This is a genomic window from Rhodococcus sp. TAF43, from assembly GCF_052113525.1.
Classification (GTDB): domain Bacteria; phylum Actinomycetota; class Actinomycetes; order Mycobacteriales; family Mycobacteriaceae; genus Prescottella.
This window is the reverse complement of the sequence record NZ_JBFRDL010000048.1, coordinates 54,474-77,751: the sequence shown is the minus strand read 5'-3', so window position 1 is coordinate 77,751 and position 23,278 is coordinate 54,474. Positions and strand designations below refer to the sequence as shown.

General features: G+C 66.2%; 21 protein-coding genes and 1 tRNA gene. 19 read left to right on the top strand and 3 right to left on the bottom strand.

Features of this window, described 5'->3' with window-relative positions:
* Positions 1-78: 78 nt before the first annotated feature.
* The 4 genes from AB4Z09_RS23700 to AB4Z09_RS23685 all read left to right on the top strand — a co-directional run bounded on the left by AB4Z09_RS23700 (position 79) and on the right by AB4Z09_RS23685 (position 3,544).
* Positions 79-1,344, top strand: coding sequence for a pyridoxal phosphate-dependent aminotransferase (locus AB4Z09_RS23700; RefSeq protein ID WP_254622743.1), 1,266 nt, complete (start codon positions 79-81; stop codon positions 1,342-1,344).
* A 38-nt stretch (positions 1,345-1,382) separates the two neighbouring features.
* Positions 1,383-2,723, top strand: coding sequence for an aminotransferase class III-fold pyridoxal phosphate-dependent enzyme (locus tag AB4Z09_RS23695; protein WP_174907649.1), 1,341 nt, complete (start codon positions 1,383-1,385; stop codon positions 2,721-2,723).
* A 35-nt stretch (positions 2,724-2,758) separates the two neighbouring features.
* A tRNA-Cys gene (locus AB4Z09_RS23690) sits at positions 2,759-2,829 on the top strand.
* 88 nt (positions 2,830-2,917) lie between these two features.
* Entirely contained in the window at positions 2,918-3,544 is a 627-nt protein-coding gene (locus tag AB4Z09_RS23685; protein ID WP_174907648.1) for a non-canonical purine NTP pyrophosphatase, read from the top strand.
* Between the two features lie 168 nt (positions 3,545-3,712).
* Here AB4Z09_RS23685 and AB4Z09_RS23680 read toward each other — a convergent pair whose 3' ends face one another.
* Positions 3,713-4,453 carry an SDR family NAD(P)-dependent oxidoreductase gene (locus AB4Z09_RS23680; RefSeq protein WP_442240800.1) on the bottom strand — a complete coding sequence of 247 codons (741 nt, stop codon included), beginning with the start codon at positions 4,451-4,453 and terminating at the stop codon, positions 3,713-3,715.
* A gap of 204 nt (positions 4,454-4,657) precedes the next feature.
* Entirely contained in the window at positions 4,658-5,623 is a 966-nt protein-coding gene (locus tag AB4Z09_RS23675) for an IclR family transcriptional regulator (protein ID WP_147283582.1), read from the bottom strand.
* A 10-nt stretch (positions 5,624-5,633) separates the two neighbouring features.
* Between AB4Z09_RS23675 and AB4Z09_RS23670 the strand changes: the two genes are divergently transcribed.
* The 8 genes from AB4Z09_RS23670 to AB4Z09_RS23635 are packed head-to-tail and all read left to right on the top strand — an operon-like array spanning position 5,634 to position 13,752.
* Complete coding sequence (locus AB4Z09_RS23670; RefSeq protein ID WP_174907646.1) at positions 5,634-6,920, top strand: MFS transporter; 1,287 nt, start codon at positions 5,634-5,636, stop codon at positions 6,918-6,920.
* A 47-nt stretch (positions 6,921-6,967) separates the two neighbouring features.
* On the top strand, positions 6,968-7,165 hold the full coding sequence (locus tag AB4Z09_RS23665; RefSeq protein WP_114723850.1) for a tautomerase family protein: 198 nt from the start codon (positions 6,968-6,970) through the stop codon (positions 7,163-7,165).
* A gap of 34 nt (positions 7,166-7,199) precedes the next feature.
* A complete protein-coding gene (locus AB4Z09_RS23660) occupies positions 7,200-7,973 on the top strand; it encodes an alpha/beta fold hydrolase (protein ID WP_174907645.1) in 774 nt (257 codons plus the stop codon).
* 11 nt (positions 7,974-7,984) lie between these two features.
* On the top strand, positions 7,985-8,674 hold the full coding sequence (locus tag AB4Z09_RS23655) for an SDR family NAD(P)-dependent oxidoreductase (RefSeq protein WP_174907644.1): 690 nt from the start codon (positions 7,985-7,987) through the stop codon (positions 8,672-8,674).
* 45 nt (positions 8,675-8,719) lie between these two features.
* Complete coding sequence (locus AB4Z09_RS23650) at positions 8,720-9,550, top strand: alpha/beta fold hydrolase (RefSeq protein ID WP_114723847.1); 831 nt, start codon at positions 8,720-8,722, stop codon at positions 9,548-9,550.
* Complete coding sequence (locus AB4Z09_RS23645; protein ID WP_174907643.1) at positions 9,547-11,541, top strand: flavin-containing monooxygenase; 1,995 nt, start codon at positions 9,547-9,549, stop codon at positions 11,539-11,541. The genes AB4Z09_RS23650 and AB4Z09_RS23645 overlap by 4 nt, the downstream gene beginning before the upstream one ends.
* Positions 11,538-12,530, top strand: a complete 993-nt coding sequence (locus AB4Z09_RS23640; protein ID WP_174907642.1) for a PDR/VanB family oxidoreductase — start codon at positions 11,538-11,540, stop codon at positions 12,528-12,530. The genes AB4Z09_RS23645 and AB4Z09_RS23640 overlap by 4 nt, the downstream gene beginning before the upstream one ends.
* A gap of 22 nt (positions 12,531-12,552) precedes the next feature.
* A complete protein-coding gene (locus AB4Z09_RS23635) occupies positions 12,553-13,752 on the top strand; it encodes a cytochrome P450 (RefSeq protein ID WP_174907640.1) in 1,200 nt (399 codons plus the stop codon).
* 129 nt (positions 13,753-13,881) lie between these two features.
* On the opposite strand, the gene AB4Z09_RS23630 is transcribed toward AB4Z09_RS23635, so the two are convergent.
* Positions 13,882-14,337 carry an RrF2 family transcriptional regulator gene (locus AB4Z09_RS23630; RefSeq protein WP_114723843.1) on the bottom strand — a complete coding sequence of 152 codons (456 nt, stop codon included), beginning with the start codon at positions 14,335-14,337 and terminating at the stop codon, positions 13,882-13,884.
* A gap of 123 nt (positions 14,338-14,460) precedes the next feature.
* Between AB4Z09_RS23630 and AB4Z09_RS23625 the strand changes: the two genes are divergently transcribed.
* The 7 genes from AB4Z09_RS23625 (at position 14,461) to AB4Z09_RS23595 (ending at position 23,277) form a co-directional block, all read left to right on the top strand.
* A complete protein-coding gene (locus AB4Z09_RS23625) occupies positions 14,461-15,420 on the top strand; it encodes a sterol desaturase family protein (protein ID WP_174907639.1) in 960 nt (319 codons plus the stop codon).
* Positions 15,421-15,566: 146 nt separating this feature from the next.
* Positions 15,567-16,715 carry a M20 family metallopeptidase gene (locus AB4Z09_RS23620; protein ID WP_442240804.1) on the top strand — a complete coding sequence of 383 codons (1,149 nt, stop codon included), beginning with the start codon at positions 15,567-15,569 and terminating at the stop codon, positions 16,713-16,715.
* Positions 16,716-16,739: 24 nt separating this feature from the next.
* Positions 16,740-16,949, top strand: a complete 210-nt coding sequence (locus AB4Z09_RS23615; protein ID WP_114723841.1) for a hypothetical protein — start codon at positions 16,740-16,742, stop codon at positions 16,947-16,949.
* Positions 16,946-18,967 (top strand): TetR family transcriptional regulator C-terminal domain-containing protein, encoded by a 2,022-nt coding sequence (locus tag AB4Z09_RS23610; RefSeq protein ID WP_442240799.1) that lies wholly within the window; start codon positions 16,946-16,948, stop codon positions 18,965-18,967. Before AB4Z09_RS23615 ends, AB4Z09_RS23610 begins: the two co-directional genes overlap by 4 nt.
* A gap of 136 nt (positions 18,968-19,103) precedes the next feature.
* On the top strand, positions 19,104-20,327 hold the full coding sequence (locus AB4Z09_RS23605) for a Glu/Leu/Phe/Val dehydrogenase dimerization domain-containing protein (protein ID WP_174907633.1): 1,224 nt from the start codon (positions 19,104-19,106) through the stop codon (positions 20,325-20,327).
* 43 nt (positions 20,328-20,370) lie between these two features.
* The gene (locus AB4Z09_RS23600; protein WP_174907632.1) at positions 20,371-22,419 is read left to right on the top strand and encodes an acetate--CoA ligase family protein; all 2,049 of its coding nucleotides are present in this window, start codon (positions 20,371-20,373) and stop codon (positions 22,417-22,419) included.
* Positions 22,420-22,470: 51 nt separating this feature from the next.
* Positions 22,471-23,277 (top strand): SDR family oxidoreductase, encoded by an 807-nt coding sequence (locus AB4Z09_RS23595; protein WP_174907630.1) that lies wholly within the window; start codon positions 22,471-22,473, stop codon positions 23,275-23,277.
* Position 23,278 lies beyond the last annotated feature (1 nt).

Genomic DNA, 23,278 nt, shown 5'->3' with positions numbered 1-23,278 from the left:
TCGGACCAGGGCAGGCCGGCGGCTCGCCGATGCTCTCACCAAGGCCACGACGGCCGCACTCACTACAGGAGCAGGACTGTGACAACCCACGTGACGCCGGCCGAGAAGCCCGTGATCGTGAACTCGTCGTCGAGGCTGAACGGAGTCCTCTACGACCTCCGCGGACCCGTACACGAACGCGCCGTCGAACTGGAGCGGTGCGGGCAGGAGATCCTGCGCCTGAACATCGGGAACCCGGCCCCGTTCGGATTCGAGGCTCCCGAGGTCGTGGTCGACGCGCTCCGGGAGGCGCTTCCGCACGCGCACGGCTACTCCGAGTCGCAAGGACTCGGCTCCGCCCGCGAAGCGATCCGGGACCACTACGCTGCGCGGCCCGGGTTCCCGGCCGCGGGTATCGACGACATCCTCATCGGCAACGGCGTCTCCGAGTTGGTAACCCTCACCCTGCAGGCTCTCCTCGAACCCGGTGACGAAGTCCTCATCCCCTCTCCGGACTACCCCTTGTGGACGGCGTCGACCGTGCTCGCCGGTGGGGTACCCCGGCACTACCCGTGCGACGAAGACAACGGATGGAGTCCGGACACAGAGGAATTGGGGCGCATGGTGACGCCCCGCACCCGGGCGATCGTCGTCATCAACCCCAACAACCCCACCGGCGCGGTGTACTCACGGCGCACACTCGAGGAGATCGCCGCTGTCGCAGATCGGCACGGGCTCCTCCTGCTCTCCGACGAGATCTACGACCGGATCGTCTACCCGGGGCACGTCCACGTCAGCACTGCGCAGGTTGCGCCGACGCATCCCTGCATCACCTTCTCGGGGCTGTCCAAGACCTCGCGTGTGGCCGGCTACCGGGCCGGGTGGGTTATCGCTACCGGGTTCAGTCCCGACGACGGGTACCCAGCAGGACTTCGCCTGCTCGCGTCGATGCGTATGTGTGCCTCCGTTCCCGCGCAGCACGCGATCACCGCGGCGTTGCAGCACGACGACACGATCGCCGCGCTCCGGATGCCGGGAGGCCGACTCTTCGAGCAACGCGCTCTGACTGTCGGACTGCTGCAGGACATCCCCGGAGTGACCTGTCACGAGCCCGGGGGCGGTCTGTACGTCTTCCCCTGCATCGACCCCGACGTCTACGGGATCGCGGACGACGAACAACTCGTGCTCGACTTCCTCGACGCCGAGCACGTCCTCCTCGTCCACGGTCGCGCGTTCAACTGGGCACGCCCCGACCACCTGCGCATCGCCTTTCTTCCCCGTACTCCAGTTCTCGCCGACGCCCTGGAACGTTTCGCCCGGTTCCTCAGCGACTACCGGCAAGACCCACACCGCCGCGCGGTGTGACGACTCCCAAAACCGAACCGAGACAAGAAAGAACGCAGATGACCGAAACACTTCCAGCCGCATCCACCTCAACTGGACCTGCACTGGTCACCGAGGTTCCAGGGCCGAAGAGTCGCGAGCTCCACAGCCGCAAGACGGCGGCCGTGCCGCGCGGAATTGGCAGCGCGCTGCCAATCTACATCGATCACGCCGAAGGCCCGTGGCTCATCGACGTCGATGGCAACCGGTTTCTGGACTTGGGTTGCGGCGCAGGCGTCAACATGGTCGGCCACCACCAGCAGAGCATCATCGATGCGGCGTCTGCGCAACTGAACCGGGTCACCCACACGCTGTTCGGCATCACGCCCTACGAGGGTTACGTGCGCCTGGCCGAACGTCTGTCCGCGAAGACCCCCGGGGCGCACGCGAAGAAGACCATGTTCGTCAACTCCGGTGCCGAAGCGGTCGAGAACGCCGTGAAGGTCGCCCGGGCGTACACGGGTCGGCGCGCAGTTGCGTCCTTGGACCACGGGTTCCACGGCCGCACCAATCTAACTCTCGCGATGAACCACCGGGCGGTCCCGTACGCGACCGGTTTCGGGCCGTTCGCACCCGATGTCCACCGGGTACCGAACTCCTATCCGTTCCGGGACGGGCTCACGGGTCAGCAGGCTGCAGCACGGACGATCGCATACCTGGAAGAGCGCGTAGGCTCCGCCGACCTCGCCGCGCTCGTCGTCGAACCCATCCAGGGCGAGGGCGGATTCATCGTGCCCGCAGACGGATATCTACCGGCCCTGCAAGAATGGGCCAACCGAAACGGCGTCGTTCTCGTCGCCGACGAAATCCAGTGCGGGCTCGGACGGACCGGGACCTGGTTCGCCAGCGAACTGTTCGGCCTCGTACCGGACGTGGTGCTCACCGCCAAGCAGATCGCCGCCGGCCTACCCCTGGCCGGGGTCACCGGACGAGCGGAGATCATGGATGCCGCCGCACCCGGCGGCCTCGGCGGGACCTTCGGCGGCAACCCCGTCTCGATCGCCGCCGCGCACGCCGTTCTCGACTTTCTGGAAGACGAGGAACAGTTCGCCGCCGCACGCCGGATCGGCAACACCCTCACCAGTGGCCTACGGCGAATTGCCGAAACCTATCCCGTCATCGGCGATGTCCGGGGGCACGGTGCGATGATCGCCTTCGAGCTGACGCAGGCTGGAACGACTCGACCGTTGCCCGGGAGCGCCGCTGCGATCAGCGAGCACGCGGCCCGGCGGGGCGTGGTCCTGATCATCGCGGGCAGCGACGGCAACGTCATCAGGTTCCTGCCGACCCTCGACGTCACCGACGATCTCCTCCAGTACGCGCTCACAGTGATCGAGGAAGCACTGAACGGGCACGAATGAGTCGGCGCTGTGCCGACGGAAACGTCGGCACACACGGTGGGGTGGCCGAATGGCCAGGTAGCGGTGCGCAACACCGCGCATGCAGGTTCGAATCCTGCACCCACCTCGACGGGATACCGCACAGTGGGCTCGAACCCGCCGTGCGACACACCTGATGCATATCCAGACCCTTTGTCCGCCAAAGGAGGTCGAGCATGGCCACACACAACACGTTCGTTCTCGCGACCCACAACGCAACCAAAGTCGCCGAGTACCGATTCATCGCAGAGTCGATGCTGCCGGGCTGGACGCCGGCCTCCTACGACGGTCCCGAGCCGGACGAGGACGGACTCAGTTTCCGCGACAACGCCCTCATCAAAGCACGCGTTGCCGCCGCACACTCCGGCCTTCCAGCTGTCGCCGACGATTCCGGATTGTGCGTGGACGTACTCGGAGGCGCGCCCGGCGTCTTCTCGGCCTACTGGGCGGGACACCGTAAGGACCACACCGCCAACCGTAATCTGCTACTCGACCAACTCTCAGGCGTCGCCGCACCGCACCGCACCGCACGATTTACTTCAGCGCTCGCGCTCGTCGCCCCCAGCGGTGCCGAATACGTTGCCATGGAACACTGGTCGGGCCGACTGGCCCTCACGCCGGCAGGTGACGACGGATTCCCGTACGACTCGATCTTCGTCCCGGACGGCCAAACGCCCGGTCACGAGCGCACCGTCGCCGAATGGGACACCGAGGACAGATATCGGAGTTCACACCGGGCACGCGCGTTCAAAGCACTCGTTCCGGCTCTCGAAGCGCTGACCAACGTCCAAACGTGCCGATGAGCATGCCCGAGTGCTACGGGGGGGGGCATGCTTCAGGTCTGACCGCACCGAATATCTCTCGCACGCAGTTGATCTCCACCTACCGAATGCGACTCCGCGAGGAATCCGCCAGCAGGCCGCAGCGCATCTCGGGCGGCCTTGTCCGTACTCGGAATCGACGCGACAACCTCAGCGAGAGCCTCCGACCGTAAGTCCTCCGTCTACCGGGATGCATGCTCCGGTGACGAACGAGGAGGCAGGCGAGAGCAACCATGCGACCAGTTCCGCAATCTCCGACGCTTGCCCCAGACGCCCCATCGGAGTCATAGCCCGCCTCGCCTGCTTGCCTTCGTCCGTCGCGTTCTCGAGAAGCATCGGCGTTTCGACGAATCCAGGGCAGGTGGCATTCACGCGAATACCCTTGCTCGAGCCTTCCAGTGCCGCAGCCTTTGTCAGTCCGACCGCACCGTGCTTGGACGCGACATACGCGGCGCCGTGGGAGACGCCGATCAAACCGGCGGCCGAGGCGTTGTTCACGATCGATGCCCCGCTTCGCAAGTGCCGCAGCTCATGCTTGAGGCAGAGAAACATGCCCACCAGGTTGACGTCGACGAGTTCACGGAAGTCGGCTACGTCCGTATCGGCGAGGGCCGTACCGAACGAGTAGGCCCCCGCGGCGGAAATCCCCGCGTTGTTGAAGGCCCCGTCGAGCCCTCCGAAAGCAGACATCGCATCGGCGATCATGCGTTCGACATCCGCCTCGTTCGAGATGTCCGCGACGAGCGCGACAGCTTCCCCACCGGAGGCGTTGATGTCGGCGGAGACCTTGGAGACGCTCTCGAGACTGCGATCGACGACAACAACTCGCGAGCCCCGGAGACCCAACAAGATTGCAGTCTCGCGTCCGATCCCGGACGCGGCCCCGGTCACGAGGAATCTACGCCCCGCGGACTCCCCCTCGACATGGCCCACCTCCGGACGGCTGAACTCTTGACCGATTGCAGCACTGGAACTTTGGCGAGAATCCGACATTCCATGAGGCTAGCAAGCCCGCGACATCGATCGCGCGTCTCGACGGAAAGTTTGATTCCGCCATGCGGAATGACTTACTCCCCGACCCCTTCGACCCCCGTATCAGCGGGAAACCTCGAGCACCCGGTGGGCATCAGCTGCGGCCGAAACAAGATGCGCACCAACCGCTTCCAAATCCGTCGTCTGCATCCGATAGATGGGCATGCAGACCGAGAGAGCCGCGATGGGCTTCCCACGATCATTGAGGACAGCCACCCCGACGCCGCCGACCTCGGCCCGAAAGCCTCCCCGATTCACCGCATATCCGGTCGACCGGACGTGCTGCAGCTCCTTGCGAACATCCGCCGGGTCGGTCAGCGACCGTTCGGTGTATCGGCGCAGCGGACCCGCCAGAACCCAGTCGACCGCGTCATCGGGCAGTGCCGCCAGCTGCGCAAGCCCCGGCGACACGCAGTGCGCGGGAGACCGGCTGCCGAGCGTGCTCACCGAGTGGACCGGCTTCGGCGAGACGAGCTGCTCGACATAGATGACGTACCTCCCCTGGAGCACGGTGAGGTGAATGGTCTCCTGCGTCTCGTCGTGGAGTTCATCCATGATCGGCCGGAGCCTGCTCCGAATGTCTTGCCCGACTTGAAGACCCGGCGCAAGGCTGAGCAATCCTGGCCCCAGTCGGTATCGCAGCTCGTCGTCCTTCTCCACCCATCCACGCTCGACAAGCGTCTTGGCCAGGCGAAATGCCGTCGTCTTGCCGACGCCGAGGCGGTCCGCCAGCTGGGTGACAGTGAGTCCGTTGTTCTCCGCCAGGAGCTCCAGGAGTGAGAGCGCCCGATTGACGGAGCCGAGCGTGTCCGTTGCGCGCGATTCGACCATGGAATCACCATAACGGAACCAACGACGGAAGATTCGTTTCGCAATGCGGAACGCTCGTTGAGCATTAAGGAACCACATGTCTATGGTGCAGATCACGTCACAGCCGTGACGACCACTCGGCCAGGAGGCAGCTTTGGAGAATTTCCAGGACAGTGCCCGCAGAAAGCAGGTTCGCTCTGCGGGGATCGCTTCGATCACCGGATGGGCGATGGATCTCTACGATCTGACGATCATCCTCTACCTCGCCCCTACTATCGGGCCGCTTCTGTTCCCCGCCCACAACGCGACGCTCCAATTGACGTTCGTCTACGCATCTTTCGCGGTGACCCTCCTCTTCCGCCCGCTCGGTTCTGCGCTGTTCGGCGCCTACGCCGATCGCAACGGGCGCAAGCAAGCGATGATGTTCGCGATTCTGGGTGTCGGGCTGTCGACCGCGTGCATGGGAGCGGTGCCGACATACGCGACCATCGGATTTGCTGCTCCGATCCTCTTCCTCGCCTTGCGCATCGTGCAGGGGGTGTTCGTCGGCGGCGTCGTCGCTTCGACCCACACGCTCGGAACCGAAACTGTCGCACCGGAACATCGCGGGCTGATGTCGGGTTTGGTCGCCGGCGGCGGCGCCGGCGCCGGCGCCGTGGTCGCTTCGATCGTGTACTTCGTCGTTTCGGCCGTCGTTCCCAGCGAGGACTTCGGCGTCTACGGATGGCGCGTGATGTTCTTCACCGGCCTTCTGACTGCGGCCTTCAGCTTCTACATCTACCGACGCACCGAGGAATCGCCTCTGTGGCATGGGAAGTCGTCGGGACCGGCAGTCCGAAAGTCGCCTCTTCGAGTCATCTTCGGGCCGCGCTACCGCAAGACGACGTCGCTCAACATCGCCCTCGCCGCGGGCGGAGCAACCGCGTACTACCTCACGGTTGGCTTCTTCCCGACCTTCTTCGGCGCGAACCTCGGGATCGGCAAGACGACCTCGGCCATGATCCTGATCGTCGCCAACGTGGGGGTCATCGCGGGTGGAGCCCTGGGCGGGCACCTCAGCGACCGGATCGGCCGGCGGGCGGTCTTCCTCTGGTTCGGCGTGCCCAACGTCGTGCTTCTACCCTTGCTCTACCTCTGGCTCGCATCCCTGAGCTCGGGCTCGATCGCCCTGGTCACCGTCATATCGACCGCGATGGCTGTGATCGTCATGGCTGGCTCCGCACCGGTACTGATCTTCCTCAACGAACGCTTCCCCACCGAGATTCGCGCGACGGGCACCGGGCTGAGCTGGAACATCGGCTTCGCAATCGGTGGAATCATGCCCGCGATCGTGACGGCCGTCAGCCCGAGCGTCAGCGACATCCCGGTCCGACTGGCCATCGCCATCACGGTCGCCGCGATTGTCTTCCTCCTGGCGGCACTCAGCGTGCGTGAGACCCGCCATCTCGGCCTCGGCGAGCACGATCAGGCCGAGCCTTCGGAAGCCGCCGTGGTTGCGGCCCACGACCGAGCCTGACACCGGCCAATTCACCAACCGTCACCATCGAAGTGCAGGAGCAGGAAATGCCCATCATCAATGTCAATCACGCCAGCCCACTGACCGCGGAACAGATCGAAGCACTGATGGAGGGCCTGACCGAGGTCTACACGTCGGTCACCAAGGCGAATCCCGCGGCGGTCCACGTACTGGTCCAGCAGGTCCCCACGGAACGCTGGGCTGTCGGAGGCGAAAGCCTGTCCAGGCGCAACGCGAAGTCTTGACGAGCCCCGTTCTGCTGTATCAGGAAAGGACAGAATGGAACTCGCGGAAGCTGTCGCACCCCACTCCGATCGACCGACGGTTGTTCTGCTGCACAGCCTCGGCACGGACCACCGGCTCTGGCGCCATCAAATCAGCTCCCTGACAACACACTACGATCTGTCGACGCCGGACAGCCGGGGACACGGCAAGTCCTCGGCGACCGGAGCGATCAACCTCGATGCCTGGTCCGATGACCTCTACCGGGTCGTCAAGGATCGCGGTCCCGTGCACCTGGTCGGACTGTCCATGGGTGGGCTGCAGGCGATCGCCTTTGCCGCAAAGCACCCCGACCTGGTCCGTAGCGTCACCATCGCCAACTCGTTCGCGCGACTCCCGATCGACGTCGCCGACGCCCGCGTCAACGGCTCCACGGAGTCGATCACTCGCAACGGCATGGCCGCATTCGCAAAGGAGTACCTCGACCAAACACTCACACAGCCACTCGACAGCTCCGACTACGCCGCCCTCTACGACGCGATTTCCGCGATGACCCCCGAGTCGTACCTCGCGTCTGCGGCGGCGACGTTCCGCGCCGACGTGGTTCCCCTACTCGACTCGATCACCTGCCCCGCGCTCGTTGTCACAGGCGAACTCGACGCCAAGATTCCGAGCGAACGCACGGCCGAGATCATCGGCGGCATCGCCCACGCCGAGCATGAGGTCGTTCCCCGCGCCGGCCACCTGTCGTGCATCGAGAACCCCGCCCACTTCAATGCGGTGATCACGTCCTTCCTCGCGCGCGTCGACGAGCGCGCCACCATCGACTAGAAAGCATGCGCATGACCACAACGATCATTACCGGAGGCGCCAGCGGCATCGGCCGAGCTGTCGTCGACGAACTGCGCAACGACGGACATCGCACAATCGTCATCGATATCGCCGAACCCCCAGCCGACGGGTTCACCGACCTCTACATCCGGGCAGACCTCAGCTCGTCGGAAGGCATCTCGACTGTCCTCGAATCCCTTGCCGGACAGGAGATAGACAACCTCGTCCATTGCGCCGCCATGGGACAATGGTCATCGTTCCGCGATACCCCCCGGGATGCCTGGGAGCGCATCCTGCGCACAAACCTCGAGGGAACGATCGCCATCACCCAAGCAGTCGTACCTCTGATGCCGCGGGGATCGCGGATCGTGCTCTTCGCCTCCGGCACCGTGTTCAAGGGCGCCAGGAACCTCTTCGCATACGTCGCGTCGAAGGCCGGCGTGATCGGCTTCGCGCGCTGCCTGGCAGATGAACTCGGCGATGACGAGATCACGGTCAACGTCGTCAGCCCGGGCATCACAGCGACACCGATGATCACGGACATGGCCCACACCGAAGAGAACAACATCGCCAGCCGCTCGATCAAGCGACGGGCATACCCGGAGGACATCGTCGGCCCGGTGAAGTTCCTGCTCGGCCCCGGTGCGGCCTTCGTCACCGGCCAGACGATCTGTGTCGACGGCGGCTCGGTCAAGAACTGACGGCCCCTGCAAATCTCGATCTTCGCTAGAGAACGGAAACCAACCATGTACGAGAAGAAGTCACTCATCGCCGACGGGTTCCACACCACCTACATCGAGGCCGGCAACCCCGACAAGGACACGATCGTCCTGATCCACGACGGCGGTTTCGGGTCCACCGCCGAACTGTGCTGGTCCGAGATGATCCCGCACCTCACCGATCGTTTCCACGTTCTCGCCCCCGACCTGCTCGGATGGGGCGGAACCGACAAGGCGGTCTTCCTCGACCGGCCGCCGTTCGCGCCCCGGGTGAAGCACATCGCGGCGTTCTGCCAGGAACTCGGAGTGGACCGGGCTCACTTCGTCGGGGCCTCCTTCGGTGGGTCGATGGTCATGCGCGCAATCACCGATCCCACGAGCCCGTGGCCGGTCGACCGCGCGGTGAGCATCTCCGGAACGGGCGGACCGTACCGGCTGCCCGAGGGCATCGCCGCCCTGGCCGACTACACGCCCAGCCTCGAGGATGCCGCCCGAATGACCGGATACATGGTGCGGAGTCTGGACGGAATGGACGAGCACATCCGACAGCGGTTCGAGAACAGCCTCATTCCCGGGCACTGGGAGGCGATGGCCGCGCCTCGACTGAGCAACCCGTCGGTCGAGCGAACCCAGATCGCCGACCCGTTCCTCGATCTCTTGGCCGCGACACAGATCCCGGTGCTGCTCGTCGAGGGCACGCGTGACGAACTCCTCGAGTCGGGATGGTCGAAGAAGCTCGCCGATCTCACCCCGATGGCACGCGCAGCGGAACTCGACTACGCGCACGAACCCAACATCGATGCACCCGCCGAGACCGCCGGCCTCATCGTCGACTTCCTCACCGGAGGTCTCGAATGACCCCCACCACCTTCACCACGGACGAAGCGCACCCGCGCGAGGTCGCTCGGCCCGGGCACTACGACGCCTGCCTACCGATCGTCGAGGACGACGACTTCCTCGAGCAGGCGGTACAAAGTGCGGAACTTCCGGCTCTACTTGCCGCCCTGGCACTGGCGAATGCCGATCCGTCGTTGCTTGCCGACGAGCTTCGGCCTCCGCTGCCTCCGATGGACTCGGTGATCGCTCCACAAGGGGGAATGTCCACCGAGGCCCAGAAGTCGGCCCGCAGGGTCGCTGCCAACGCCCTCAAGGCCTTTCGTGATCGAGGATCCGTCCCGGCGGCGCAGCCTTCCGAGGAATTTCTCGCACACATCATGCGCTTCCTGACCAAGGACGCGAGCGACGACTACCTGCCCCTGCTGCGACACGAACTGGGAATCCCGAACGACTACGGCGCCCCGGCGTGGAAGAAGTCGGAGGTTGCCCCCGAGATCGATTTCAGCGTGGCGATCATCGGCGCCGGAATCTCCGGCATGGCCGCCGCACACCGGCTGCAGCAGGCCGGGATCGAGTACGTGGTGTTCGAGAAGAACACCGAGGTCGGCGGCACCTGGTGGGAGAACGTCTACCCCGGTTGTCGACTCGACACCCCGAACTTCGCCTACAGCTACTCGTTCGCGCAGAAAGCCGACTGGCCGCAGCAGTTCTCCACGCGGGACGAGATCGAGACCTATCTGCAGGACGTGGCAACCACGTTCGACCTGCGACCCAACGTCGAGTTCGGGACCGAAGTGACTTCCCTGTCGTTCGACGACGACAGCGGAACCTGGACCGTTACCACCGAGACCGCGGACGGAATCCGCGGAATCCGGCGGGTGAACGCCGTGATTACCGCTGTCGGACAGCTCAATCGGCCCAATATTCCTCAGATCCCCGGGCTCGACTCGTTCGCGGGACGTTGCTTCCACTCGTCGCAGTGGGACACGTCGGTGGATCTGAGCGGACTGAGGGTAGCCGTGGTCGGGACCGGCGCGAGCGCGTACCAGATCGTTCCCTCGATCGCCGGCACGGTGCAGCATCTGAGCGTCTTCCAACGGAATGCCCCGTGGATGCTCCCCACGCCCGGCTACCTCGCGGATATCCCTGCCGGCATGGCCTGGCTGCTGCGCCATGTCCCGCACTACGGACGGTGGTATCGCTTCTGGCAGTTCTGGATTGCCGCAGAAGGGCGTCTGCCTTTCGTCGAAGCAGATCCCGACTGGACAGAAGAGGGCAGCACCTCGGCAAACAATGCCGAGCTACGCCGTCAGTTGCTGACCCACCTCAGCAGACAGCTCGAGGGTCATCCGGACCTCCTGGAGAAGATGACGCCGAAGTACCCACCGGGCGCCAAGCGCATGCTTCGCGACAACGGCATGTGGGCAACGACGCTCATGCAATCGCATGTCGATCTCGTCACCGACGGAATCGAGGCCGTCACTCCGGCGGGGATCCGCACGGTCGACGGCGTCCTGCACGAGGTCGACGTCATCGTCTTCGCAACCGGATTTCGGGCTTCCGACTACCTTGAACCGATCACCATCACCGGGCGCGGCGGGAAGGACCTCCACGAATCGTGGGGCGGCGACGCACGGGCGTACATGGGTATCACGGTCCCGTCCTTTCCGAATCTCTTCATGCTCATGGGCCCGAACACCGGTGTCGTCGTCAATGGCAGCGCCCTGTACATGGCCGAGTGTGCGGCCGAGTACACCGTCGAGTGTCTCGGCGAACTCCTCCGTGCACGAAAGCAGAACATCGAGCCGCACGCCGAAGCGATGGACGAATTCTGCGACCGGGTCGACGCGGGAAATCGTCTCCGCACCTGGGGGGTTGCCGACGTACACACCTGGTACCGCAACCGATTCGGCCGCGCCACGCAGGTCTGGCCGTTCTCACTGCTCGAGTTCTACCAGCTGACGCGGACACCGGATCTGTCGGCATTCGACCTCACGGGCGACTTCCGATGAACACGACCGATGTGAGCAGTGCCGGCAGTTCAGCGTCCCTGCTGACCGGCCCGACGCTGGCTGCGTTGCGCGTGGAATCCCGCGAGGAGGTTTCCGCCGATGTCGTGTCGCTGACGCTGGCCGATCCTCTCGGCCGGCGCCTCACGCCGTGGACACCCGGATCGCACATCGATCTGATCCTGCCCAACGGTATGTCGCGCCAGTACTCACTCTGCGGAAACCGCTGGGATACATACCGTTACCGGATCGCTGTGCTGAACGAGCCTGATGGACGCGGTGGGTCGCGATGGATTCACGAGAACGTCCGCGAAGGCGACGTGCTCGGCCACGGCGGGCCGAGGAACCACTTCCCCCTGGTTCCCGCCGACCGCTACTTGTTCATTGCCGGCGGCATCGGTATCACGCCGATGATCCCGATGATCGATCAAGCAGAGCGGACCGACCGCCCGTGGCGCCTGGTGTACGGGGGCCGCAGTCGGCAGTCGATGGCATTTTTCGACGATCTCGAGAGATTGGGGGATCACGTGCACTTTGCGCCCCAGGACGAGGTCGGCCTCCTCGATCTCGACGCGATCCTGGCCGATGAGGGTCCAGGAACGAAGGTCTACTGCTGTGGGCCGGCCGGACTGCTGGAAGCGGTCGAAGCTGCCTGCCGACACCTGCCGCCGTACACACTGCACACAGAGCGGTTCACGGCATCGGCAGCAGAATCGTCACAGGATCGACCGTTCACACTCCGACTCACCCGATCGGGCACCGACATCGATGTTCCTCCCGGGGTGAGCGCCCTCGACGCACTCGCCGGAGCGGGAATCGGAATCCTCTCGTCCTGCCGCCAGGGAACGTGCGGAACCTGCGAGGTCACCGTGGTCGACGGAGTACCCGATCACCGTGACAGCGTGCTCAGTGAAGTCGACCGACAGGCGGGCGACTGCATGATTTCGTGCGTCTCGCGAGCACAGACCGAGCGCCTCGTCCTCGACTTGTAAACCCAGCAGATCGGACCATGTGATGCCAGCACAGCTTGCACCAGTTACAGAACTGGATATCGACCCTTTCGCGCTCGAGAATCTCCTCGACCGATCACGGGTACAGCAGGAGATCCGGGAGACCGCGCCGGTCGTCTACCTCAACGCCTACGGCGTGTACGCCACCGGACGCTACGACACGATCCGCGAGGTGTTCGCCGACTGGCCCACCTACCAAGTGGGCGCCGGCGTGGGTCTCGCCAATTTTCACACCGAAAAGCCCTGGCGCCCGAAGGCAAATCCGACGGAGACCGACCCTCCCGAGCACGATGCTCCCCGAAGGGTACTCACCGACGTGCTCGGCATGAGAGCGCTGCGGCGGCTGCGCGAGCACTGGCTCGAGGAGGCCGAGGAGGTCGTCGATCGGGTTCTCGCTCGCGGCCCGGAGGTCGATGCCATGAAGGACTTGGCCTCTGCGTTTCCCTTGAAGGTCTTCCCCGACGCCGTCGGTCTTCCACCCGAGAACCGGGACAACCTCCTCGCCTACGGCGATCTGGTCTTCAATGCCTTCGGGCCCCAGAACGAGCATTTCCACCGCGGGGCCGCTCGGCTGTCCGAGCTCTCCCAATGGGTCGCCACTCTCTGCGAGCGCGAGAGCCTGAGCCCGGACGGATTCGGCGCCAAGATCTGGGAGGCATCCGACCGAGGGGAACTGACGGCCGACCAGGCCCCACTCGTCGTTCGTTCCCTCCTGTCGGCCGGCATCGACACCACCGTCCACGGTGTCGCCGCCATCCTCCACGCCTTCGCCACACATCCGGACGAATGGCAGCGACTGCGCAGCGAACCCCAGCTGGTCCGTCGAGCTTTCGACGAAGCCGTCCGCTGGGCGTCACCTCTCCAGTTCGTCTTCCACACAACGGCGAAGGCTGTCGAACTCGAAGGCGTCCAACTCGGAAAGCACAGCAAGATCTTGCTCGTGATCGGCGCCGGCAACACGGACCCGCGGCGATGGGAGGACGGTGACCGTTTCACACTCACGCGCGACCCCTCCGGCCACCTCGGATTCGGGATGGGTCTTCACCAGTGCGTCGGCCAACATGTCGCGCGGCTCGAGGCGGAAGCGCTCCTGACCGTCCTGGCCGAGAAGGTGAAGACGATCGAATTGGCCGGCGCCCCCGAGAGGGGCGTGAACAACACGCTGCAAACGTGGAAGACGCTTCCGGTGCGGCTCTCGGCCTGAGCCACGGCATCGCTGCCGATACGGCGATGACATGGGCGGCATCGGCCCGTCCCTCTGCACCGCGGCTCCGGACCGGACAACTCGCCCGTCCGGCACGGAGCCGCGGGACGATCTCGGTGGCCTGGCAACTCAGCGCCGCCGCCACGCCCCGGGATCCGCGGTGAGATCGTCGACGAATGCGGGCAGCGCCCCGGCCGCGACGTCGGCGATCGTGACGCCCTCGAGCACGGACCGTAGGTTCACCCGGACCGCGATCCACACCTGCTGCAGCGGCTCGGCCGGGCCGTCGTAGGTGACGTCCTCGGGGCGCTCGCCACGCACCGACGCCAGCGGCCCCTCGACGGTACGGATGACGTCGGCGACGGTGATCTCCTCGGCCGGTCGGGCCAGCCAGTAGCCGCCGTCGGGACCGCGGCGGCTGTTCACGAGGCCGCCGCGACGTAGGTCGGCGAGCACGGCCTCGAGGAACTTGTGGGGAATGGACTGGGCGCCGGCCAGGAACTCGGCCTTCGCGGGCGTGGGCCCGACGGCCGCCAGTTCGACGAGCGTGCGGACGGCGTAGTCGACTCGCGCGGTGATATGCACTGGCACCCCCTGGTCGATCCCCACCGTCTCGGTAGGGAATCCTACCGATCCCCGACCGGACGGTGACCCAGGTCACTCCACCCGGTAGATTTCCCGACAGGTGCGCGACAGCCTGGAGGACACATGTGGGAGACCCTCACCACCGCGTGGGGTTCGCTGCTCGAACCGCTCGGCGACCCGGTGACCCTGGCGATACCGGCCTTCCTCGTCTTCCTGGGGCTGGAGTGGTTCGCGGCCCGCAAGCTCGAGGCCGCCGACGTCCGCGACGGTCGCGCGTTCCCGCCTACCGCGGGCTACGAGTTCCGCGACGCGCGGGCGTCGATCTCGATGGGCCTGGTCTCGATCGCGACGACGGCCTTCTGGAAGTTCCTCGCCCTCATCGGCTACTCCGCGATCTGGGTGTATCTCGCGCCGTGGCACCTGCCGGCGAACGCCTGGTACACGTGGGTGATCCTGCTGGTCGGCATCGACCTGCTGTACTACACGTATCACCGCATGGCGCACCGGATCCGGCTGATCTGGGCGACTCATCAGGCGCACCATTCGAGCGAGTACTTCAACTTTTCCACCGCGCTGCGTCAGAAGTGGAACAACAGTGGCGAGATCCTGATGTGGATTCCGTTGCCGCTGATCGGCATTCCGCCGTGGATGATCTTCGTCGGGTTCTCGGTGAATCTGGTGTACCAGTTCTTCGTGCACACCGAGCGGGTCGGGAAGTTGCCGAGACTGCTCGAGTTCGTGTTCAACACCCCGTCGCACCACCGCGTGCACCACGGCTGCGATCCCGAATACCTGGACCGCAATTACGGCGGGATCCTCATCGTGTGGGACCGCATGTTCGGCACGTTCCAGGCCGAGAAGCAGCGCCCCACCTACGGTCTGACGAAACCGGTCGGCACCTACGACATATGGAGGCTGCAGACCCACGAGTACGCGGCGATCGCCCGCGACGTCCGTGCGGCCGCGTCGTGGCGCGACCGCCTGGGCTACACGTTCGGCCCGCCCGGATGGGCGCCGTCGGGCGCGGTCGAGCCCCAACCGAAAACTGACCGCTCGGTCGCCCCCGAGAGCACGGGCCCCTGACGACTCGGAACGCCCACGATCCCACGGCTTTCCGCACCCGCCCTCGTGCCGAGTTTCAAGATTTATTCGCGCAATCCATTGACGCGAGTGTGAGTGGCGTCTCATACTCTGACTGATCAATTAGTCAGTAAGGAGACATCGTGGACCTGAAGGAAGCCGTCCGGCACCACATCGGGCGAGCCGAGCAGTCCGCCGTCGAACTCAGTCATCGCATCCACGCCCATCCGGAGATCGGCTTCGAGGRAGTCCGCGCCTCCCACTGGGTCGGCGACGCGCTGTCGGAAGCAGGGTTCACGGTGAACCCCGATGTAGCCGGAATGCCCACTGCGCTCGTGGCCACCGCCGGCAGTGGCCCCCTGGTCATCGGCATCTGCGCCGAGTACGACGCGCTCCCCGGTATCGGTCATGCGTGCGGGCACAACGTCATCGCGGGGGCGGCGGTCGCCGCCGCGTCCGGGCTGGCCCCGCTCGCCGATGATCTCGGAATCACGGTCAAGGTGTTCGGAACCCCCGCCGAGGAGAACGGGGGCGGCAAGGTGCGCATGCTCGAGGCCGGGGTGTTCGACGGCACCCACGCCGCGATGATGATTCACCCGTCCACGGTCGACCAGGTGTACACGAACGCACTCGCCATCGGCGACGTCCTCGTTGACTTCACTGGACGGAACGCGCACGCCTCGGCGGCACCGTACGAGGGGGTGAACGCCGGCGACGCCGTCACGCTCGCCCAGGTCGCCGTAGGCCTTCTCCGGCAGCAGTTCCGCCCCGGAGACCAGATCCACGGCATCGTGACGAACGGTGGTGAAGCTCCGAACATCATTCCTGCGAAAGCCGGTGCGCACTACTACATTCGAGCATCCGATCTCGATGCGCTGAAGGCACTCGAAGAACGCGTACAACGCTGCTTCGAGGCCGCCGCACTCGCCACAGGGTGCGAACTGACCACCTCGCACACCTCCCCCGACTACTCCGAGTTCCGCAACGACACCGCACTCGCCGGACTGTACGAGCGAAATGCGGTGCGACTCGGCCGGTCATTCGCCCCGGTAGAAGAAGCACATTCGCCGCTCGGCTCGACCGATATGGGCAACGTGTCGCGGGTGATCCCCGCGATCCACCCGAATGTCGCTCTCGACTGCGGAGCATCCGTGAACCATCAGCCCGAGTTCGCAGCGCACTGCGCCGGCCCGTCGGCCGACCGTGCGCTCGTGGACGGGGCCACGGCGATGGCCTGGACCATCGTCGACATCGCCACAGACCCGACGCTGCGCGAGCAGTTCATTTCGGGACGCTGACCTCACCCCACCAAGGCGGTTCTCATGCGAAAGTACTGGATAGTCGGATCCATTCCGTTCATCCTCATATTCCTGGTCACGTGGCTCCCCCAGATCAACGGGCCCCACGTGTGGTTTGGATCCCCATCCCTGTTCCTCTGGGTCACGCTCGTCAGCAGTGTCGGCGTCTCCGGAGTCCTCGCCTACTTCGAATACACCCGGAAAGACCTCGACGAGGACGGGAGTGAGGCATGAACGTCACGTTGACGATCGGAATTCTCGGCATCGTCCTGATCGCGGCGATCGGATTCTGGGGGCGACGTCAGCCCGTGAAGGACATGGGCGAGTGGGCGGTCGCGGGTCGCCGCTTCGGCGTCATGACGACCTGGATCCTCCAGGCGGGCGAAACCTTCACGACCTTCACCTTCCTCGGAACGGTCGGGCTGGTCGTCTCGCTCGGAGCCTCGGCGTTCTACTGCATTCCGTACATCCCGCTGGCCTACATCGTCATGTACTGGATCGCACCGAAGCTGTGGCGGCAGGCGAAGGCGTCCGGCTACGTCACCCAATCCGATTTCCTCCGCGGCAACTATGACAGCCCCGCTCTCGGACTGCTGTCCGCGGTGTTCGGGATCGTGTTCCTGCTCCCGTACCTCCAGTTGCAGATCACGGGGCTCGGCCTGATCGTCAAGGCCGCCACCGGCGGGGCTTTCGACGGAAAGCTCAGCAGCATAGTCGCGTTCGTTCTCGTCATCGCCTTCGTATTGTGGTCCGGCCTGCACGGTGTCGCCCGCACGTCCTACTTCAAGGACGTGCTGATGATCATCGTGATGCTCGTGATCAGCGTCGCGATCCCGATGCACTTCAACGGCGGGATCGACTTCGGAATGAGCACCATCGCCGCCGAGATGCCGCAACTGCTCTACGTCCAGAACGGCACATACGGCACCTGGTGGTTCATCACGAGCATGGCGATCAGCATGATCGGCGTCATGTTCTACGCGCTGCCGCACAACTGGCCGGCCGTCATGGCCAGCAACAGCGAGAGGGCGGTTCGCCGGAATCTCATCTACCTGCCGATCTACAGTGCGCTGGCCAGCATCCCGATGCTGCTTGGGTACACGGCGATCGTCGCGTTCGGCATCGATCAGGACGGCGACTCCGCGATGCTGCAGATGGCATCGGAAGCGTTGCCGCCGTGGGCGATGGGAGTCGTGTTGACCGCCGCGGCAGCCACGGCGATGGTTCCGTCCGCTGCACTTCTGATCGCGATCGCGCCCCTGGCGGTCAACAACGTCTTCATGATCAAGGATGAGAAGAAGAAGTTCGCCGTCAACCAGATCGTCGTGGTGGTGTTCGGACTCGCCGCCCTCGTCCTGGCGCTGTCGATGCCGAACCTCCTGGGCAACATGCTGCTACTGACCTTCAGCGGCTCGACCCAGGTGGTCCCCGCGATCGCTGCGGTGCTCCTGCTCAAGCGCAAGCTGGACAAGGCATCGGTCATCGCGGGGCTGTGTGCGGGCGTCTTCGTAGTGATCCTGTTCACCTTCTCACCGATCCACGGTCCGGGCTCTGGACGAGCTGCCCGGCACGCCCCGTTCCCGCGTGTCGTCGCACGCCTGCACGGACAGCCGTCCACCCGCCCGGCCCGGTGCAGTAGCTTGACCAGTGTGTCGAAGCAGACGAAGCAGCGGAAAGAAACCCAGGATCGACGTAACGAGATCCTGTCCACCACACTCGACTTGATCACCGAGTCCGGGATCGATCGGCTGCGCGCTGCGGACATCGCCAAGGAACTGGGAATCAGCACCGCGCTGATCTTCTACCACTTCAAGACGCTCGAGAACGTGGTCGTCAGCGCATTCGAACTCGCCGCCGAGAACGACCTCGACAACCTCGACAACGTCCTGGCAARCACCGACGGCGACATCGAGACCCGGCTGCGCGCCGTCCTGTACGAGTACGGCCCCACCGGCCGGGCCGTCGGCTGGCGGCTATGGATCGAGACCTGGTCCGCGTGTCTGCGCCAGCCTGCGCTGCGCGATGTCACGCACCGGCTCGATCTCCGCTGGCGTGAAGTCGTGGCCGACCTGATCCGCGCCGGGGTGGCGGCCGGCGACTTCCGCACCGAGGATCCGCAGGGTGCGGCCTGGCGGCTGACCGCCCTACTCGACGGGCTCGCGGTCCAGCTCGTCGCGCTCGACGGCGGAGTCTCGAAGAAGGATGCGGCCGAGTGGATGGATCAGGCCGTCCGCTCCGAGCTGGGGATCTGATCCGCACGGCCACCGCCAGGCCTTCGCGTTCGGTGGGCCACCGGGACTGACCTGAAATGAACCCTTGACGTGACCGACCCCACTCTCGCATACTGACTGAGCAATCAGTTAGTAGCTGAGAGAACAGGAACGCTCCATGTCCTTGACCCTTCCGAACGCCATCGGCTCGACCGATGCCAACCGCACCGACGACCCGTTCTTCGAGGCAATCTGGCGCGATACCGAAAGCGAGGCAACGGGATACCTGGTCATCGACCGGCTCGTCCGTGGCATCTCCAGCGGCGGCCTGCGAATGCGCGCCGGCTGCACCCTCAACGAGGTCCGCGGGCTCGCACGCGGAATGACCCTCAAGGAAGCGATCCACTTCGAGGAGGGCGCCCACTACGTCCCGCTCGGCGGCGCCAAGGGCGGCATCGACTTCGACCCGTACCACCCCGACGCCGACAGCGTGCTGCGCCGCTACCTCGAGGCCATGGCTCCGCTCATCGAGCAGCGCTGGAACATGGGCGAGGACTTCGGGATTCGGCAGGACGCCGTCGACGCAGCACTCGCCGAGATCGGAGTCGAGAGCTCCGTCCAGGCCGCGCATCGCGTCATCGACGACGCCGCCGCGGCGGCCGCCCGCATGAAGACGGCGTTCACCACGGTGGTCGACGGGGTCTCGCTCGACGAACTGGTCGGCGGCTACGGCGTCGCCGAGGCTGCTCTCGCCGCCATGGCGCGTCAGGGCCTCGATCCCGCGGCATCGCGGGCCGTGGTGCAGGGCTTCGGATCCATGGGCGGCGCCACGGCGCGCTACCTCGCGAAGGCCGGCGTGCGCATCGTCGGTATTGCCGACGTGCACGGAGTGGTCGCGAACCCGAACGGCCTCGACGTCGAGAAGCTCCTCCTGACGCGTGATGCGACGGGTGGGGTCGACCGCACGCAGCTGGCGGACGGTGACACGGAACTCAGCTCCTCCCAGTGGCTTTCGATCGAAGCAGAGGTCCTGATCCCGGCCGCGACGTCGTACTGCATCGACGATTCCAACCAGGCCGAGGTGCGTGCCGTCCTCGTCGTCGAAGCCGCCAACATGCCGATCACGCCGAGCGCCGAGGAGTCCCTCGTCGCCAGGGGCGTCGTGGTCTCGCCCGACTTCGTGGCCAACTCGGCGACCAACGCCTGGTGGTGGTGGGTGTTCTTCGGAGACATCGACGGCAGCGCCGAGCAGTCCTTCCAGAAGATCAGCAATCGGATGCGCGCACTGAGCGACCAGATGTTCGACTATGCCGACCGGCACGGAATCAGTGCTCGGGCCGCCGCATTCGCGCTGGCTTCGGACAAGTTGACCGAACTGACCCGTCAGTTCCCCACCTTCTGATCCCCCACTCGTACACACGCGATCTCGCCCAGGAGCTGTTGCCATGGCATCCACACCGTCGCCGACGACCGGCACCGATCTGAGGGTCTTCAGCGACCCCGCGTCGGTGGCCGTCGTCGGGTCCACCGCCGATCCCGCCAAGTGGGGCTACTGGCTCACTCGGGGCGCCCTGACCGGGCGCCATCGCCGTCAGGTGCACCTCGTCAACCGGACGAGGGCGGAGATCCTGGGTGAAGCAAGCTACGGCAGTCTCAGTGAGCTGCCGGATGTACCGGAACTCGTGGCCCTGTGCGTGCCCGCGGCACACATCGGAGCGGTGGTCGACGAGGGCCTCGCGCTCGGCGTCCGCGGCTTCCTGGGCATCACGGCCGGCGTTCCGGACGAGCCCGACATCGCCGCCCGTATCCACGCCGGCGGGGCCAGGTTGGTCGGCATGAACAGCCTCGGTCTCTACGACAGCGCGGCCGAACTGTGCCTGGCCTGGGGACAGTTCACCCCCGGGCCGATCGCGGTGGTCTCACAGAGCGGCCAGGTGGGCTCCGAGATCGCGCTGCTCGCCGCCCGCGCCGGGCTCGGGATCTCCCGGTTCGTCTCGATCGGCAACCAGACCGACGTGCGGGCCGCGGAGCTGCTCGACGCGCTCGCCACCGACGAGTCCACCCGCGTGGTCGCCCTCTATCTCGAGTCGTTCGCGGGCGGCTTGGAGATCGTCGACGCGATCGGCCGACTCCGGCGGGCCGGCAAGCACACCGTCGTACTGACCGTCGGCGGGAGTGAGGCCAGCACCCGCCTGGCCCGCTCTCACACCGGTTCGCTCACGTCGAGCACCGACGTCGTCGACGCCGCGTTGCGGGTCGCGGGCGCCGTCCGGGTCGCCACCCCCACCGAACTCGTCGACCTCGCTCGGTTACTCCTCTCGAGCGCGCTGCCGGGAGGCGGCCGGGTGGCCATCGTCGGCGACAGCGGAGGCCAGACCGGCATCGCGGCGGACGTCACGGCGCACGCCGGGCTGCAGGTTCCCGAGTTCTCGCCCGACCTGGAATCGGCTCTCGCGAGGCAACTCCCGTCCGGAGCGGCGTGCAGCAACCCGGTCGACCTCGCCGGGGCGGGTGAGCGCGACCTGGCGTCCTACTCCGACGTCGTCTCGCTGCTGCTCGCGTCCGACGAGGTGGACGCCGTCGTGCTCACCGGGTACTTCGGCACCTACGGCGCGGACACCCCGTCGCTCGCCGACCGTGAGCTCGAGATCGTACGCGCCCTGGGCACGGCGGCCTCGGTGTCCGGCAAGCCGCTGCTGGTGCACACCATGGTCGACGGCAACGCCGCCACCGAGGAGATGGCCGCCCGGTCGGTCCCGACCTACCCGGCGATCGACGCCACGGTCCGCGCGCTCGCGCACGGTGTCCGACTGGCCGAGGCCGGACGCGAGCAGCGCCACCCGACACAACGCACCGACATCCTCGATGCGGGCTATCTGGGAGCACAGAAACTTCTGGGCGACACCGGAATCCGATTTCCCGGGAGCGTACCGGTGCGCGGGCGCGACGACCTCGCGGTCGCAACCGCGCGGCTCACACCACCGTACGTCCTCAAGGCCGCCTGGCTCGAGCACAAGAGCGAGGTCGGCGGTGTCCGGGTCAACCTGCCCGACGCCGCCGCACTGGCCGCCGCGTTCGATGCCATGCACGCCGCCCTGGGTGACGGCGACTACGTCGTCGAGGAACTCGACACCCGCCCACACACGGTGGAGATCCTGCTCGGTGCCCGGCGCGACCCCGACCTGGGCGCGGTGGTCGTCGTCGGCGCCGGCGGTACCGAGGCGGAGGTGTACCGGGACGTCGCCGTCGAGTCGGCCCCTGTCGACACCGGCACGGCCCGGCAGATGCTCGAGCGCCTCACCTGCTTCCCGCTCCTGCAGGGCTGGCGCGGACGGCCGGCGGTCGACGTCGCGGCCCTCGCCTCCGCAGTGGCCGCGGTGTCCCAACTCGCCGCCGCGCACCCGGGCATCGCCGAAATCGAGATCAACCCGCTTCGGGTGGGCCCCGACGGGGTCCTCGCCGTCGACGCGCTCGTCATCGAGCAGCAGTACTGACCCATCACTGACCGACCCATCCCGTATCCCCCCGTATCCAAGGAACGATTCATGACTGCACCTGACATCAGAGCCGAGTTCGCCGACCGCGTGGCGGTCGTCACCGGCGGCGGATCCGGGATCGGCCGGGCCGTCGCGGTGCGCTGGGCGGCCGCCGGCGGCACCGTCGCCGTGATGGGACGCCGCGAAGACGCCCTCAACGAGACCGTCGCCCTCGCCGAGCAGGCCGGCGGCAAGGGCATCGCACTGCCTTGCGACGTGCGCGACGCCGCCGCCGTCGACGCGGCGATCGACTCGGTTGTGGAACGGACCGGACGGCTGGACGCGCTGGTCAACAACGCCGCGGGCAATTTCGTGGTGCCGGGCGAGAACCTGTCTCCGAACGGCTGGAAGGCCGTCATCGACATCGTGCTCAACGGAACCTTCTACTGCACCCGGGCCGCCTCCCGCCACATGCTCGCCGCCGGCTCCGGGTCGATCCTCAGCGTGATCGCCACATACGCCTGGCACGGCCACCCCGGCACCGTCCACAGTGCCGCAGCCAAGGCCGGCGTCGTCGCGATGACGCGCACGCTCGCGGTCGAGTGGGCTGCGCGAGGCGTTCGCCTCAACTGCATCGCCCCGGGTCCGACCGAGACCGCCGGCGCCGGGGCCGCGCTGTGGCCCACGGAGGAGGCGCGCAGTCAGGTGCTCTCGAGCGTCCCCGCCGGGCGTTTCACCACGCCCGACGAGGTGGCCGAGTCCGCCGCCTACCTGCTCTCCGAGCGGGCCGCGTACGTGACGGGCGACGTCCTCGTCGTCGACGGCGGCCAGTGGCTGGGCAAGGCCATCTACACCGATCCGACGAAGGGTGCGTGAC